Source organism: Frigoribacterium sp. Leaf172, from assembly GCF_001424285.1.
GTDB lineage: Bacteria > Actinomycetota > Actinomycetes > Actinomycetales > Microbacteriaceae > Frigoribacterium.
This window is the reverse complement of record NZ_LMPB01000001.1, coordinates 649,793-666,140: the sequence shown is the minus strand read 5'-3', so window position 1 is coordinate 666,140 and position 16,348 is coordinate 649,793. Positions and strand designations below refer to the sequence as shown.

The 16,348-nt window shown below is 70.4% G+C and carries 13 protein-coding genes; 4 read left to right on the top strand and 9 right to left on the bottom strand.

All coding sequences use genetic code 11. The features are described from left to right. Nucleotides 1-247: 247 nt before the first annotated feature. Complete coding sequence (locus tag ASF89_RS03285; RefSeq protein WP_055812033.1) at nt 248-484, top strand: hypothetical protein; 237 nt, start codon at nt 248-250, stop codon at nt 482-484. Between the two features lie 169 nt (nt 485-653). After that, entirely contained in the window at nt 654-2,609 is a 1,956-nt protein-coding gene (locus ASF89_RS03280; protein ID WP_055812030.1) for a thioester domain-containing protein, read from the top strand. A gap of 79 nt (nt 2,610-2,688) precedes the next feature. Here the strand turns inward: ASF89_RS03280 and ASF89_RS03275 are convergent, their stop codons facing one another. The 7 genes from ASF89_RS03275 to ASF89_RS03245 form a co-directional block, all read right to left on the bottom strand. Then, nucleotides 2,689-7,062 (bottom strand): FtsK/SpoIIIE domain-containing protein, encoded by a 4,374-nt coding sequence (locus tag ASF89_RS03275; RefSeq protein WP_162240680.1) that lies wholly within the window; start codon nt 7,060-7,062, stop codon nt 2,689-2,691. A 59-nt stretch (nt 7,063-7,121) separates the two neighbouring features. Then, entirely contained in the window at nt 7,122-7,715 is a 594-nt protein-coding gene (locus ASF89_RS03270; RefSeq protein WP_055812023.1) for a hypothetical protein, read from the bottom strand. Between the two features lie 38 nt (nt 7,716-7,753). Further along, nucleotides 7,754-8,419: a hypothetical protein gene (locus tag ASF89_RS03265; protein WP_055812021.1), complete on the bottom strand. Its 666-nt coding sequence runs from the start codon at nt 8,417-8,419 to the stop codon at nt 7,754-7,756. Next, nucleotides 8,416-8,940 carry a hypothetical protein gene (locus ASF89_RS03260; protein WP_055812016.1) on the bottom strand — a complete coding sequence of 175 codons (525 nt, stop codon included), beginning with the start codon at nt 8,938-8,940 and terminating at the stop codon, nt 8,416-8,418. Before ASF89_RS03260 ends, ASF89_RS03265 begins: the two co-directional genes overlap by 4 nt. Next, on the bottom strand, nt 8,937-10,175 hold the full coding sequence (locus tag ASF89_RS03255) for a putative T7SS-secreted protein (RefSeq protein WP_055812014.1): 1,239 nt from the start codon (nt 10,173-10,175) through the stop codon (nt 8,937-8,939). The genes ASF89_RS03260 and ASF89_RS03255 overlap by 4 nt, the downstream gene beginning before the upstream one ends. Then, entirely contained in the window at nt 10,175-10,468 is a 294-nt protein-coding gene (locus ASF89_RS03250) for a hypothetical protein (protein WP_055812012.1), read from the bottom strand. Before ASF89_RS03250 ends, ASF89_RS03255 begins: the two co-directional genes overlap by 1 nt. A 68-nt stretch (nt 10,469-10,536) precedes the next feature. Further along, a complete protein-coding gene (locus ASF89_RS03245; protein WP_055812009.1) occupies nt 10,537-10,830 on the bottom strand; it encodes a WXG100 family type VII secretion target in 294 nt (97 codons plus the stop codon). A 99-nt stretch (nt 10,831-10,929) separates the two neighbouring features. On the opposite strand from ASF89_RS03245, the gene ASF89_RS15295 reads away from it, so the two are divergent. Then, nucleotides 10,930-11,685: an FHA domain-containing protein gene (locus ASF89_RS15295; protein ID WP_156463304.1), complete on the top strand. Its 756-nt coding sequence runs from the start codon at nt 10,930-10,932 to the stop codon at nt 11,683-11,685. A gap of 69 nt (nt 11,686-11,754) precedes the next feature. On the opposite strand, the gene ASF89_RS03235 is transcribed toward ASF89_RS15295, so the two are convergent. Together ASF89_RS03235 and ASF89_RS03230 are read right to left on the bottom strand one after the other, a co-directional pair. Then, nucleotides 11,755-14,193, bottom strand: coding sequence for an ATP-dependent helicase (locus ASF89_RS03235; RefSeq protein ID WP_055812003.1), 2,439 nt, complete (start codon nt 14,191-14,193; stop codon nt 11,755-11,757). 103 nt (nt 14,194-14,296) lie between these two features. Beyond that, nucleotides 14,297-15,283 (bottom strand): glycerophosphodiester phosphodiesterase family protein, encoded by a 987-nt coding sequence (locus tag ASF89_RS03230; RefSeq protein ID WP_055812000.1) that lies wholly within the window; start codon nt 15,281-15,283, stop codon nt 14,297-14,299. Nucleotides 15,284-15,487: 204 nt separating this feature from the next. Here ASF89_RS03230 and ASF89_RS03225 point away from each other — a divergent pair, with 204 nt between their 5' ends. Further along, on the top strand, nt 15,488-16,333 hold the full coding sequence (locus ASF89_RS03225) for a Bax inhibitor-1/YccA family protein (RefSeq protein WP_055811996.1): 846 nt from the start codon (nt 15,488-15,490) through the stop codon (nt 16,331-16,333). Nucleotides 16,334-16,348 lie beyond the last annotated feature (15 nt).

Sequence of the window (16,348 nt, the reverse complement as noted above, 5' to 3'; positions counted from 1 at the left end):
TGTTCTTCCAATCCGCATCGCTGCGCCATTGCTCCGGTCGGTCGTGCCGACGTGTCGGCCGTGGCCGCGAGGCCAGGGCGCCGAACTCTCTCGACGTCGTGACGACGGGCCGCGGTCAGCCTAGCGCGGAGCCCTGCGGGGTACGTCAGCGGCCCGGCGACCTGAAAGAGTCCGGCGGAGGCGCCCGCTGGGGAGGAGTAGACGGGAGGTCATCGAGAGACGAAGAGCACCCCTGAGAGGACACCTCATGAGCGACACCAGCAGCACCCCCGCCGCCTCCGGCGATGAGCCCTACGACCAGGCCGACGCGTTCGCCGAGTCCGAGCAGATCGCGACCAACGACGCCGTCGCGGGTGAGACGGTCTTCCCCGGCGTCGGCGAGCACAACGACGGCCCGACCGGAGGCGCACCCCGCGAGGGCGCGCCCGATGCGGCCGAGAACGACCTCGTCGGCGAGGAGATCGACCTCGACGAGACCGACTGACTGCGCCTCCCGAACCACCGGACGCCCCCGTCGCCAGTGTGTGACGGGGGCGTCCCTCGTTCCACAGCCGGCGAGCGCGCTCCCTCCCCCGAGCGGCGCGTCCCACCGTGGTCCACAGGCCGAGGAGGCGCGCTCACGCCGCTCCCGCCCCTCCCGTCATCGTCGTCCCATGACATCGACGAACGCCCTCTCCCGGGCCCCACGACGGCGATTCCTGCCGCTCCTGCTCCTGCTCATCTGCACGCTCGCGGCCAGCCTGCTGACCGCCCTGCCTGCCTCGGCGATCACGCCGACGGGCCTGGGCACGGGCCACCTCTGGAACGGCGACCGGGCCTCCTGGCTCGGCACGTACCGGCTCCCCGACGGCCGTCAGGCCTTCTGCCTCGAGGCGGGCAAGTCGTCGCCGATCGGCAACGAGTACGTGACCGAGACCGGGTCGGACGTCTTCGGCGTATCGACCGCCGATCATGCGCGACTGGCCTACATCGCGCGGACCTGGGCCGGGACGACCGACCCGAACACGGCCGCCGCGGGGCAGCTCGCGGTCTGGACGATCACGGGGCTGAACGGTCACGATCAGCGCTACTACGCGGGTCGCGCCAACGACCAGTGGCCCGTCGTGCTCGAGCGCGCGAACGAGATGCTCGCCGAGGCGACGGCGGCCGCCTCCCGCTCGGTCAGCGGCTCGGTCGCCCTCCAGCTGCGCGACGACGGCACGGGCACCGTGCGCGCTGATCTCTCCGTCGACCGGGTCGCCGGCGGACCGACCCGACTCGGGCCGACCCACCGGGGCACCGTCACCCTCGAGGGCGCCGTCTTCGCCGACGGGCGGGCGACGGCGACTCCGCGCAACGGCGAGGCGCTGACGTTCCGCGCGACGGCGACGACGCCCGTCCTGACCGTGAAGGCGAAGGCGGAGTTCACCGGTCTGCCCTACGGGCGCATCATCACCGTCGGCAGCAGCGCCATCGGGTCGCAGATGATCCTGTTCTCGGGGGGCACCTCGGTGGCGGCATCCGGCAGCGACTCCACCGAGGCGAGATCGCCGCTGCCCTTCCAGCCACGGGTCTCGACCGTCACGAGCGACGCGGTGGCCGAGCCCGGCACCGTCCTGACGGACCAGCTGACGCTGACGGTCGCACCCGGCGAGGGTGTGCTTCCCGAGTGGGGTCGCTACGCCGACGGCGGCCGCTGGGCGCCCGTGCCCGTCACCGTGCGGAGCACGCTGCTCGGCCCGTTCGAGCAGCCGGTGGTCGAGACCGCCGGATGGCCGGACGAGGCACCGGTCGTCTGCCGGGTCGAGGTCGTCGTCACCGAGGGCCCCGGCACCTACGACACGCCAGGATGCGAGCTGCCGGGCGGCGGCTACTACACCTGGGTCGAGACCATCGACCCCGCCGACACCCCGGTCGAGGCCGGGCGCGACCGCGTCCGTCCATGGCGCTCGGTCTTCGGCTCGGCCACGGAGACCACGCTCGTCCCCTGGTCGCCGTCGATCGCGACCGAGGTCGTCGGTCCGCAGCAGGTGCTCACCGGCACCTGCGTCAGCGACGCCCTCGACGTCTCCGGGATGAACGCGTCCGTGGACTCCCTCGACGTCGAGTCCCTCCTCGTCGGCCCCTTCCCAGCCGATCGGACGCTCTCGGAGGGCGACGATCTGGGTCCCTCGTCGGAACTCGACCCGGCCCTGATCGCGGGTCGCGTCACCACGACGATCGACGGAGACGGGAGGCACGAGACGCCGTGCGTGACGGTCGTCGACCCGGGCACCTACGTCTTCGTCCTCCGATCGGAGGGCTCGGCACCCGATGAGTCCGGCGTCAGCGTCATCCCGGCCTTCGAGGACTCGCTCGTGCACGAGTCCGAGATGGTCGCGGCCGTCATGCCCGAGGCACCCGAGGAGCCGACGGTCCCGGAAGAGGTGCAGCCGGAGCCCACCGCCGCCGCCACGGCCCTCGCCTTCACGGGCGGCCCCGACGGCCTCCGAGGAGCCGGTCTGGCCGTCGGCGTCATCGGCACGGGACTCCTCCTGGTCCTGCTGACCGGCCTCGTCGGCGCCGTCCACCGTCGGAGGATGTCGACGACCGATGCACAGGCCCCCGCTCTCGGTCACGAGACACCGTGACGCGGCGATCTCGGGCGACGGTCTGATCACGGGGCCGTGGGCCGGGCGGCTGCCCGTTCCACGGTCCCGCTCGATCCCGTCATCCGAACGGGACTCTGACCTGCAGCAGATCCCCCGACCCGAGATGGACGACGGCCGCCCCCGGCCGGAGCCGACCCGACAGCGAGCTCCGGGGCAGCACGGCACCGATCACGTCGCCGTCCACCGGCGTCTGCGGGCTGAGCACCGCACCGCATCTGTTGCGTCTGATGTCGACAAGCCACCCCGAGAAACCCGTCGCCAGCTCGGCCGACGCACCCGCCACGACCACCCCGTGACCACGATCGGAGCACGACATCACGAAGCTCGAGAGCCATGCAGCGGCCGGACCGTCGCGGAGGAGCTCCGCATCGTCCACGACGAGCACCCGCCGAGGAGGCGCGGTGTCGAACCACGGAGCCAGCTCGTCCTCCCCGGGGCGAGCGCCCGTCACGACAGCGAGCACCCCGTGACCGGGCGTGAGGCTGCGGAGGGGCGAGGGGCGGGGCGCCACGACGACGACCTCGACGCCGTCGTCGACCAGCGAGCGGACCACGCTCACGAGGGCCGTGCTGCGGCCGCTGCGACCCGGACCGCCGATCACGAACGTGCCGGAGCCGATGCTGAGGTCCGGGCCGACGGCCTCGAGGTCGTCTCCGCCGACTCCGATCAAGGCGAACATCGCATGCCCGTCGCGCTCCACCCCACCGTGACGGCGGCGGCGCACGGCGTCGTCGTACCCGAGAGGGCCCTCGAGCCGGTCGAGGCGGAAGGGTCGTCTCGTCGGCGGGACGCCGATCTCCCGAGCGGTCGCGACCGCACCGATCCGCACGAGGTCGGCCCCCTGCGCCCGACCCGACGCGTCGGATCCGATCAGCGCGATCTGCAGCTCGACCCCGCTGCCTGCCGCGACGCCCCGTCCCTCGGGCATGCGGTCGGGCATCCGTCTCTGATCGAGACCGGCGAGCGAGTAGTCGGACGGGTCGGCGAGACGCAGAACGATCCTGCGATCGACGAGGGTGGAGAACCGGCCGGCGGCGAGCTGACGGTCACCGGTGATGATCAGGTGGATCCCGGCGCTCGCCCCCTCCCGCAGCAGCAGCGTCACCTGGTCGGCGAGCCGCCCTCCGTCGACGTCTCCGAGACCGCTGGCGAACCCCTCCCACCGGTCGATCATCAGGATGATGTGGGGCAGCCCGCCATCGTCGCCGACCGCGCGACGCTGTTCGACGACTCCCGCATGCCCGCCGGCCGCCAGCACCTCCTGTCGACGCTGACACTCCCCCACGAGACGGGTCAGCAGGCGGGCCGCTCGTTCCACCTCCGTCCGCTGGACGATGACGCCCACGTGAGGCAGGCTCGTCAGGGGCAGCAGCGCCCCGCTGCCGCAGTCGAGGGCGTGGATGTGCACGTCGGCGACCGTCGAGGTCGCGGCGATCGCCGCGGCGAGCGCCCGCAGCACCTGCGATCGACCGGTTCGCGGAGCCCCGACGACGGCGAGATGGCCGTCCTGTGCGAGGTCGAACACAGCGGGGCGCCGTGCCTGGCTCGCCGGGTGGTCCTCCAGTCCGAAGGGGAACGCCGCGACGGCACCGAGGGCCGGCGGCGAGCAGGCGTGGGCGTGCCGGATCTCGTCGAGCGTGATCGTCTCGGGCAGCGCGTCGAGCCAGGGACGATGCGGCGCCGGTCGGCCGAGCCGATCGGCGGCGTCGATCGTCGCGGTGACCAGCTGCACGAGGTCGGTCTCGTCCGATCCGTCGACCCGTGCCTCCTTCGGTGGTGCCGGAAGAGGCCGACCGACCGACGCGTCGGGGACGACGGCTCCCCACAGCGGCCGCTCCGATGCGGTCGACGCGCCGGGGGCTCGTCCGCCGACCCGCCCGGCCTGGAACGGCAGGAGCGCACCGGCACCGAGACGGGCGAAGGCGCGCCCCGGGGTCGACTTCGAGATGCCCGCGGCGTCCCGAGCGTCGATGACATCGGTGCTCTCACCCTCGTCGGTGACCCGGAGGGCGATCCGCAGGTTGGTGTTGGCGCGGATGTCACCGGTCACGACGCCCGTCGGACGCTGAGTGGCGAGGATGAGATGGACGCCGAGCGAGCGCCCTCGTTGGGCGATGTCGACGAGTCCCGTGACGAAGTCCGGGAGTTCGCGGGCCAGGCTCGCGAACTCGTCGATGACGATGACGAGACGGGGCAGCACGACTCGCGAGAGCGCGCCGGGGCCGTCGAGGTAGTCCTCGATGTCCTTCGCGCCCGCGGCTGCGAGCAGACGCTCCCGCCGCACCAGCTCCGCACCGAGCGAATCGAGCGCCCGTTCGACGAGGTGAGGGTCGAGGTCGGTCACCATGCCGACCGTGTGGGGCAGGGCGGCGAGTTCGCGGAACGCCGCGCCTCCTTTGTAGTCGACGAGCACGAACGTCATCGAGTCGGGCGTGTTCGAGGCCGCGAGCGAGGCGACCATGCTCTGCAGCAGCTCGGATTTGCCCGACCCCGTCGTGCCCGCGACCAGTGCGTGCGGGCCGTCCGATCGGAGGTCGAACGAGAACGGGCCGTCGATCCCGTGTCCGATGACGACCTCGGTCGTGGGGGGGCGGGCCTCCCACCGCGCCTGCACCTTCGCCGCGGTCGGCGGGCTCAGATCCAGGACGTCGAGGAGGCGCGATCGTGCGGGCAGACCCGCCGCGTCGTCCTCGTCCCCCACGTCGATCAACGGCGCGAGGCCGCGGGCGACGGCGTCGGGCCATCCAGCGGGCAGGCGGTCGGGGCGGACGCGTTCCACGACGGGGGTGCGGTCGACGGCGAGGGTGTGACCGTCCGGTCCGCAGGTGACCACGGCCAGGCACTCCTCGGGCAGGGACCGTGCATCGACGTCGAGGCAGACGGAGCGGATGCCGACCGCCGGCCCGTCGCGGAGCAGGGGCACCAGCCCGGGGAGCGTCCGGAGCCGGCGTGCCCCGTCGATGACCACGACGACGTCCGGACCCGACGAGGCCGCCCGCCCCGACCCCTCCCGTGCGGCCCTCCGGCGGGCGTCGACGAGCTTTCCGAGTTCCGCGAGTCGGCGCGCCACGACCGCCGACTCGACCGCCAGCCGGACGCCCCCGCCGTCCGTCCGCGCGTGCGGCACCCATCGCAGCCACGACCAGCTCTCCCGCCCCTCGGGTCCGGTGAGCACGACCACCTCGACGTCGCGAGGGCTCTGCAGGACGGCGAGCTGCGCGACGAACCAGGTGCCGAGCGCCCGGGTGTCGTCGGAACGCCCGGCGAGCCCGATCACGCCGTGCTCGGCGAGGTCGACGCTCACGGGCACGTCGAGCGCCGGACGGGACACGATCCGCCGATGTTCGAGCTCGGCGGGGTCTTCGACGGTGACGCCGGAGGGCATGTCGGCGGTTCCGAGGCGGAGCGAGAGATGGTCGGCGTGGCTGCGTCGCCGCTCCCACAGGCGGGAGCGGCGACGGACGGCGATGTCGAGGACGGTCGCGGGGTCGGGGGCTGAGAGGCGCCGCTGACGCTCGATCTGCCGGACGGTCGCCGAAGCGTCGTCGGCGATGGCCGTCTTCGTCGCCTCGTGCTCGGCGAGTCGACGACGGTGCGAGGTCCGACCGTTGCGACGGTCGAAGAAGTGGTTGCCGATGAGGACGACCGGTGACATCAGCCCGAAGGCCAGGAATCCGAGGCTGCCGAAGAGGCGCGCCATGACGACGGCCATGACCAGGGGGGCGATTGCGGCGACGATGGGGAGCGGACGCCGTGTGGGCGGCTGCGGCTCGGGAGGGAATCGGAACACCGTCGGGGGTTCGTCGGGGAGCAGTCGAGGTGGCCGCGCGTAATCGACGAAGCCGCCGCCCTCGGTCGGGCTGGTCGCCGCTCGGGCGGCATCGGCCGCTGACACCGCGAGCAGGGTCTCTCCGATCTGGACGATGCTGGCGTCATCGATCTCGGTGCGTGCGGTGATGCGACGCCGGTCGACGTAGACGGTTGCGAGACCGTCGGCCACCTCGCTGAGCGGGCCGTCGCCGTCCGTCGGGGCGTGCGGACCGTGTTCCGCCAGGGCCGGGGAGATGCTGAAGCGACCGGTTCCGTCGAGTGTCACCGCGGCGGCGAGAGGAGGTGCCAGAGGGTCCACGAGGACCACCGTCGATCCTCTGCCGCGCCCGACGATGACGACTCCCGGGTCCACGACGAAGACCGTCCCCGCCCCCGGCCCGCCGACGATGCGGACCGTCGGGAGGTCGTCGGGTAGGCGGGGGACGCTCGGCGGCGCCCCGAAGCTGATGACGGAGCCCTCGGTGAGAGCTCCCTGCTCGACGGTGCGGCGTGGGTCGGTCGGCTCCCCGTCGACGTGGACGTGCTGTGGGCCGCTCGAGTCGACGCCGAGGTGGCCGGCGGCGTGCGCGACGATGGCGGCCAGGGTCGTGCCGGGTTCCACCTCCCACACGAAGTCCGTGGTCTGCCGCGACGGTTCGTGTCTGACGGTGGCGCTGATCCTCACTCGGCGGGCACCACGCTGATGTCGCGGACGAGATCGTCGCTGAACGGGATGAGTGCGCTCGTCTCCTCCGGGGGCCCGACGTGGAGGCTGACCCGGATGTCATAGGGCTCGGCCCGGAACGAGTAGACGATGGAGGCCTCGAGCTCGCCTTCGAATTCCGCGAACCGGACTCCTCGCCACCCGTCGCCGAGGTCGGCGGTCGAGAAGGGCTCGAGGAGAGGCGGCTCGATCTGGTCGAGATCGCTCTCGAGCACCAGCCTCCGCAACATCGTCTCGCGCTCCCCGTCGCAGAATGCGTATTGCACCCGGAGCAGCCCGGCGAGCTCGTCGACCGAGGGCGCGAACAGGTAGTGCGACTCGTTCTCGCGAGGGATCTGCGCCAGGTGCTCGAGGACTCGGCGGAGGTGCCTCAGCCCCGATCGGGTCACCGTGGAGGACCTCGCCCGGATGTCGTCGAATGTGGCGTCGATCCATGAGGGCGCGGCCGTGTGCTCCTGGAAGGGCCAGCTCGAGGGCAGGGCGACCCAGATCGAGGGATCGTGACCGATGAGGACGTCGTAGGCGTGGGCGTCGGTGCGGGAGTGGGTCATCTGCTGTCCTTGCAGGGTCGTGAGTCGTGGAGGACGGGTCATGCCGTGGCCCGGTCGGTGATGGTGCTGCCGTCTCGGTCGAGCCACCGGATGGTCTCGACGACCGCCCCGAGGAGGTCCGCGAGGGCGTCCGCGATGGTCCCGTCGGGATCGTCATCGGCGTCTCGCACGTCGCCGCCGACCGTGGCGACGACGACGAAGAGGTGCGAGGCCAGGCCGTGGATGCGGCTGAGCGTGGTCCGACGGCGGAGGACGGTCACCGGCGAGGGGAGTCCTGGAGGCGAGATGACCTCGCCGCTGTCCGTCCAGGTGACGGCCGGCTCGCCTGCGACAGCTGTGATCGATCCCCCGTGTCTCACGGCCCGATTCATGAGGGTGGTGTCCGGGTCGACGGCCGGCGGCACATCCGCCACTCCGCACGTGATCGTGGCCGAGATGCGCGTTCCCGGCCAGGTGCCCGCGAGGACGTAGCTGTCGAGCAGTCGGAGGCCATCCCCCGCCGCGGGCATGGCTCCGAGAAGGGGGCGTGCCTGTCTTCGGAAGACCGTCGCCGCGTCGTCCTCCAACCCCAGCTGTGCGACGGCCTCCGACAAGGCCGTCTCCGCCGACCACGAGCCACCCACGCGCACGAATCCCGCCGGCAGCACGAGCGAGTACGACCGCGCAGCGCCGCTCACCGAGCGATGGACGAACGTGCGGCTCATGCCTCGGCCGCTCGCTCGCGCCGCCGAGCGACCCGCTCTCTCACTCCACGAACCGCCGCCGCCGCGAACCCGACGACGGAGCACGCCCCCATGACCGCAGCGAAGTAGACGACGTAAGTGGGCCACCCCTCCGCGTAGTCGAAGGCGAGGGCGTAATCCGCGAGAAAGAACGCGCTCACGCCCCACATGAATGGCAACAACCAGGGATGAGCCCTGATTGGACCAGACTTCGGACCCGTGAACATGAAGACGAGAGTCAACACCACGGCTGTGGTCAAGATCAGGTAGATCCAGCCGGGAACAATAAACGGCGGCAGCTCAAAAGGCGAGAGCCCTTCGAAGCGAGCCGCATCAGCCCCCTGGCCTCGAGCCATTTGAGTCAAATCGAATACGCCATAAACGGCAAACGTTCCCTGGGATATGACCACAGTCAAAGGTGTCGAGAAGTACAAGAAAATCTGCGCGACAACCCATCGATCTAAGGAGTCTTCGGGATAGTGCCATTCGAGACTCCGGGTCACCAGGCACTCCCGACCGAGATCCTCGACGCAGGTCGGCCCTCATCGAGCAGCCGGTCGTGCACTCGACCTCCGACAGCCAGCGAGATATCGAAGGATTGAAAACCCTTCATCAGGGTCAATTTCCGCGTCACTTCGGCGAGGATGACCGGGTCGTCGACGACACCAGCCACTCGGGGCGGCCTGATGAAGCGGCGCACCTGGGCGGTGAACGGGTCTCCAAGAGACCGGACGAGACTGTTGTCCAGAATGCCCGGGCGCGATCGGCTCCACATGCGACTGACATAGGCTTTAGCAAGATTTGGGCTTGCACCCGATTCGATGAGTTGCGAGGTCCGTGACTGGCGGAGAATGCCGATAGAGCGGCTGAGCCCCTTTCCGGCCAAGGCTCCCGAGCCGATAAAAGCCATTGACAGCAAAGCCACTGCGACCTCGGCCCAGGTGCCCGTCCCTGCCGTGGCCCTCGCGGTCGACAGCAGGAGGACCAGCCCCGCGACGAGCATCGCGGCTATGTTCACGCCGGGGATGAGCATGGCCACACCCATCAAAACGATTCCCGCTAAAGACGCCACGTCGATGACGACTGAGATCCAGCCGTCGTTGTTCTCCATCCAGGTCTGGAAGCCCTCGTAGGCGGCGCCGACAGCACCTCCGATGTCGTCGAACACCGAGTCGCGCAGGACGTCTCCGCTCGCGCCGTCGATCCGGGAGATCGCGACCGTCGCCGCTGCCGCGACCTCGGCATGCGCGTCGTCGACCACGCGCCCGAGAGCGATCACGCGCCTCCTCGCGTCGTCGCTCCTCGTCCGATGGAGCCGCTCCTGATCCTGCAGCCACTGCTTCGAGAGCTCATCGGCCTCGAGGAGCGCCTCCCCGGAGAACTTCTCGGCCTGGCGATGGTTGACCTCGTGGTCGTCGACCGCCGCCCCGTATTCGCGAAGTGCTCGACGGGCGGCCTCCTGCGCCACGGACAGCACCCGCGCATACGCCGCCAGCGCATCGGCGGCCGCCTCGTAACGCTCTTCGGCTCGCCCCATCTGCGAGGCCAGCAGCGCGGCCTTGGCCATGAACGCGTCCACGGCGTCGCTCGAGGAGCCACCGTCGTCCAACGCCCGGAGCGACCGCGACGCCGAACGGATGGACTCGGCCGTCGAGCCGAACCGATCCGCCATGACCACGACCCGGTCCGCATCACCCGACACCGGCGCCACCGGCATCTCATAGATCCGCCCCGACATCAGCTCGTGCCCGCCAGCTGTCCCGCGAGGCGATTCTCGGCATCGGAGAAGCCGTCGGACAGGGCCAGCGCGGAACCACCGAGGTCGCCGAGCGACTCCGACAGACCGCGTCTCACGTCGTTCCACTCGGTCGAGAACGACCGCACACGGGCTGCCAACCCCTCGTGCCCGCAGGCGTCGGCCGCTTCTGCCGCTGAGCCGTCAGCCGCCTCGAGATCCCTCTTGATCGCGGACAGAGTCGAGAACAGAGCCTCGAGCGAACTGCCGCGGACCGTCAGCGTCGAACGCGCCATGCCGGTCTCCTTTCGTCGGTGTGGCCGCCCCCGTGCATCTCGGAGCGGCCACAGGTGGTGGAACGAGGTCAGCCGAGGCTGCTGGCGAGCTGCGCGTCGGTGCTCTCGAGCGCGTTCGCCGCGCTCTCGAGGAACCCGGCCAGGCCCTCGAGCGCCGCGATCGTCGTCGTGGCGGCGGTCGTGAACTCGGTGTAGGTCGAGTCGAAGGCCCGCGACGACTTGTCGGTGACGTAACCCGACGAGACGAGGTTCGCGATCTGCGACTTGAGCTGCCCGAGCTGATCTTCGATGGCGCGTTGGCCGTTGCGGAGCTGCGTGGACTGCGTGCGGAGGTCGTCGTAGGTGACGGTGACGTTTGCCATGGATGGTCTCTCTCGGTCAGGTCACCCCGGTTGGGCGACGGACCCCAATATGTCACATAGGGTAAGGCGACCGTTATGTTTTCCACAGAGGAGCCGCGCGTGACACGACGTCGAGGGACGAAGAGGAGGGACAAGCGCCCCACAGGGTCGGAGCAGGACCTCATCACCCCGGAGGCGGTGGTGCGGCTTCGCGAGGAGGGCCTCCTGTCGCGCGTGGTGCGTCTGCCCTACCCCCCGAGCGCTCCTGAGGATCGGTTCACGCCACCACCACCGCCTGCGCCTGCGCCTGCGCCTGCGCCTGCACCGTCGCCTCCCGCCGACCGCACAGCGCTGCCGGCGCACCTGCCGCCCTCGCCTCCCGCCGGCCAGGCCACCGCCCCACTGGCCCACCTGCCACCGGCCGATGACCTCGACACGACCCTCCTGCGCCCCCGGCACCTCGACCTCGAGCTGCCCGACGGCGAGCGGGTGCCGGTGCTGGGAAGACCCATCGTCATCGGGAGGCGCTCCGTCGGCACGGCCCGCGCCTCCTCGGCAGCACCGCCCCCGGGGCCGACGCCGGAGGACGGCCGACTGATCGCCCTCGACGATCCGACACGGTCGATGTCGCGGCAGCATCTGCGGGTGACGGCTCGTGCCGACGGCTCGGTCTGGGCCGAAGACCTGGGCTCCGGCAACGGGACGCTTCTCGAGCGGAGCGGTGAGAGCGTGTCAGCGCTGGCCCCGTCGGTGCCCGTGCGGATCGTCAGTCGCGACGTGCTCGTCCTGGGCGATCACCGCGTCCGCGTCGTCCGCCGACCACCGGGGGCATCGCCGCAGCCCGAGCCCGAGCGCCGGTTACGGTACGAGGCCTAGACACCCAGACGCTGAGACGGCCCAGCTTCCCAGCCGCCCGGCCGACCAGCCGCCGCGCCGCCCGGTCGACTAGATCTTCTCGATCGGCGCGACCTTGATGAGCAGCTTCTTACGGCCGGCCGAGTCGAACAGCACCTCGGCGATGCGGCGGGCGCCGACTCCCGTGACCGCCATGACGCGGCCCTCGCCGAAGTCGATGTGCGAGATGCGGTCGCCCGTCTCGAGCTCGAGGTCGCCGTTGTCTCGCACCGTGCCTGTGACGCGGTTCGCCCACTCGGTCTTGGGCTTGGTCTTCGAGGCCGCCGTGGCGCGATCGTAGCTGCCGCCGCCGTACCCGCCGGAGGCGCGGGGCGTGCCCCCGAAACCGCCCACGCCGCCCGTGCCCTCGCGTCGCGCATTGAGCGCCCGCGGCTGCGTGCCGCCGCGACCGTTCGCCATGCCGGGCGACTGCTTCCAGTCGATCAGCTCGGCCGGGATCTCTTGCAGATAGCGCGACGGCATCGCCACGTTGACCTCGCCGAACTGGGCACGGGTCATCGCGAGCGAGATGAACAGCTTCTGACGGGCCCGCGTGATGCCGACGTAGAACAGACGCCGCTCTTCGGCCGGCCCGCCCGGCTCGCTGGCCGACATGCGGTGCGGCAGCAGATCCTCTTCGACGCCGGTGAGGAACACCGCCTCGTACTCGAGGCCCTTCGCCGTATGCAGGGTCATCAGCGAGACCGTGCCGCTCGTGTCGTCGAGGTCGTCGGCCGCGGCGACCAGGGTCACCTCGGTGAGGAAGTCGAGCAGCGTGCCGTCGGGGTTGTTCTTCTGGAACTCCTTCGTGACCGCCACGAGCTCGTCGATGTTCTCGGCGCGAGCCTCGTCCTGCGGGTCGCGGGAGGCGCGCAGCACCTCGACCAGACCGCTGCCCTCGATCAGAGCGGTGAGGATCTCGTGCACCGGCGCCGTAGCGGCCGTCTTCTGCACCTCGTCGAGCAGAGTCGCCAGCCCGCGGATCGCCCCGGTCACCTTCGGGCCGAGCCCGAGCTGATCGGCGTTGCGCATCGCGTCGCGCAGAGGCGTCGGCGCCTCAGCGGCATTCGTGTCGGCCCAGCGCTGCAGGGCGGTCTCGGTGGCCGGGCCGATGCCGCGCTTCGGCACGTTCATGATGCGGCGCAGGGCCATCGGGTCGGCCGGGTTCGCGACCGAGATGAGGTACGCCATGGCGTCTTTGATCTCGGCCCGCTCGTAGAACTTCGTGCCGCCGAGCACGCGGTACGGGATGGCCGAGCGGATGAAGATCTCTTCGAGCGCACGCGTCTGCGAGTTGGTGCGATAGAAGACGGCGACGTCTTTGTACGCCGTGCCGGCCTCGTGCAGGGCCGTGATCTCGTCGGCGACGAACTGCGCCTCGTCATGACCGGTGTAACCCGTGAACCCGACGATCTTCTCGCCGGCGCCGACCGTGGTGAACAGGTTCTTGGCCTGGCGATCGAAGTTGTTCGAGATGACCGCGTTCGCCGCGTCGAGGATGTTCTGCGTCGAGCGGTAGTTCTGCTCGAGCAGCACGACCTTCGAATTCGGGAAGTCGCGCTCGAACTCGACGATGTTGCGGATGTCCGCCCCGCGGAACGCGTAGATCGACTGGTCGCTGTCACCGACGACGGTGAGTGACGCCCCCGGGATGCGCCCGCTGCCGTCGCGCATCGTCTGCACGAACTGACCGCCGCGCTCGAGCTCGTCGACGAGCTCGGGGTCGACCGGCCGCGTCAGCTCGCGGATCAGCGCGTACTGGGCGTGGTTCGTGTCTTGGTACTCGTCGACCAGGATGTGCCGGAACCGACGCTGGTACGTCGCCGCCACGTGCGGGAACGCCCGGAACAGGAACACCGTCTGAGCGATGAGGTCGTCGAAGTCGAACGCGTTCGCCCGCTGCAGCTCGCGCGTGTACTGACGGAAGATCTCGAGGAACATCACGTCTTGCGGGTCGCCGGCGTTGACCTGTCGCGCATAGGTCTCGACGTCGGTCAGCTCGTTCTTCAGCTTCGAGATCTTGCCCGAGGCCTGACTGACGGTGAAGCCGAGGGTGTCGGCGTCGAGCTGCTTGAGGATCCGCTTGAGCAGGGCCCGCGAGTCGGCCGAGTCGTAGATGGTGAACGACTTCGTGAACCCGAACTGCTCGGCCTCGCGACGCAGGATCCGCACGCACGCCGAGTGGAACGTCGAGATCCACATGCCCTCGCCGGCCTGCCCCACCAGATGCCCGACGCGCTCGCGCATCTCGGCCGCGGCCTTGTTCGTGAACGTGATCGCCAGGATCTGACTCGGCCAGGCCTCGCGCGTCGCGATGAGCCCGGCGATGCGGCGGGTGAGCACGCTCGTCTTGCCCGACCCGGCGCCGGCCACGATCAGCAGCGACTGGCCGCGGTACTCGACCGCCTCTTTCTGCTGGGGGTTGAGCCCGGCCGTCAACGGATCGCCGGACGCGCCGGTGGGGTCTGAGGGGTCGAGCACGATCGTCATGTCGGGGAGAGTCTAAACGGGGCCACCGACAGTGGGATCGAGGAGGCACGGGTCGCGCGGTCAGGCACCGCGCCTCCTCGGCTCCCCGGCTCCGATCGGCGCCTCAGAGCCCGTCGCGGACCGCGATCGCGAGCTCCGGCTGATCGGCGAAGACGCCGTCGAGACCGAGCGCCATGAGCGCGCGGAACTCGTCGACGTAGTGACCCTGCGCGCCCCGCCCTCCCGGTCCGCGGTGAACCCGCGAGAGGAACGCGTTCTCGGCCCGGAGCGTCCAGGCGAAGACCGCGAGACCCGCGGCATGGGCGCGATCGACGACGCGGGCGTCGGTCGACCCGGCGGCGTCGATCAGCGTCGACTTGTCGAGACTGACGCCGTGCAGCCCCTCGGCGGCGAACCGGGCGAGCGACGGCGCCTCGAGCTGCGACGCGTAGCTCGGAGCCGCCGACCCGAGACGCGCCACGAGGTCGGCCGCAGCTCCGCGCTTCTCGATCAGGTAGACGTAACGCGCCCCGATCCCCCGGGCGCGCACCCGATCGAGCACGGTCCGCTCGAAGCTCTCGATCGTCAGCCGCTCGTCGCCCGCCCAGCCGACGCTCCGCAGCTCGTCGGCCACGAGCTCGTCGAGCGGCAGGCCGATCGATTCGAAGTGGGTCGCGTGCTTGATCTCGGCGACGAGTCCGACGGGCCGGTCGGCGGCGTCGAGGAGGCGCGCCAGATCGGACAGACGGAGCATGCGCCCCGTCCCGTCGTGCTCGGCGCTGCGCGGGCGGACCTCGGGCAGCCGCTCGCGCACGGCCAGCGTCGAGAGCTCGGCCCAGGTGAAGTCCTCGGTGAACCAGCCGGTGACGTCGGCGCCCTCGATGCGCTTCGTCGTCCGCCGGTCGGCGAACTCGGCGTGATCGGCGACATCCGTCGTGCCCGAGATCTCGTTCTCGTGGCGCAGCACCAGGACGCCGTCGCGACTGGCGACGATGTCGGGCTCGATCGCGTCGGCGCCGAGCTCGATCGCGAGGCGGTACGCGGCCTCGGAGTGCTCGGGGCGGTGGCCGCTGGCTCCGCGGTGGGCGATGACCTGTGGGACGGGAGTCACGCCGCCACGGTAGCGCGCCTCCTCGGCTCGTCGACCGGTTCTCGGACGACCCGGCGTGAACAGTGCACGAACTGCATGTTCGCCTGGCGCGAATACGGCTCTCATCAGGCGAATCCCCAGCCATCCGAGACAGACCAACCGTTACGGTTGACCAACGGTCGACGAGTCTCGACGACCGACACGATCACCAAGACAAGGATCCTGATGGCATTCTCGAATCCCGGCTTCAGTCAGTCGCCGGCCTTCTCGGCGAACGGCGCTGCTGTGATCCGGCAGCAGCAGGCCGGCGCCGCTCAGAACCAGCGGCCCGCCGAATACAACGGCATGACCGCCGAGCAGCTGCAGAACCTCTACACCCAGCCCTCGGCCGGCCCGTCGCAGACCGACCGCATGACGTACGAAGACACCATCACGAAGACGATCATCGCCTTCGCGGTCGTGCTCGTCGGCGCCGCGATCGGCTGGTTCGTCCCCGCCCTCGCCTTCGTCGGCGCCATCGCGGGCTTCGTGCTCGCCCTGGTCAACATCTTCAAGAAGAAGCCCTCCGCCGGTCTCGTGCTCGCCTACTCGGCGGCCCAGGGTCTGTTCGTCGGCGGCATCTCGGCGATCTTCGAGAACCAGTGGGACGGCATCGTCACACAGGCCCTCCTCGGAACGGCCGCCGTCTTCGTCGTCACGCTGCTGCTCTTCAAGAGCGGCAAGGTGCGCGCCTCCAAGCGCGCCACCAAGATCTTCCTGATCGGCATGATCGGCTACGGCGTCTTCTCGCTGCTGAACCTCGGCCTCATGGCCTTCGGCGCGAACAGCAACCCGTGGGGTCTGCGCGGCGGCGAGATCTTCGGAATCCCGATCGGGTTCCTCCTGGGCATCCTCGTCGTCCTGATGGCCGCGTACTCGCTGGTCCTCGACTTCGACCAGATCAAGACCGGCGTCGAGCGCGGCGCTCCGAGCATCTACGCCTGGTCGGCGGCCTTCGGCATCGTCATGACCGTCGTCTGGCTCTACGTCGAGATCCTGCGCATGCTCGCGATCCTGCGAGGCAGCGACTAGGCGACACAGCTGCAC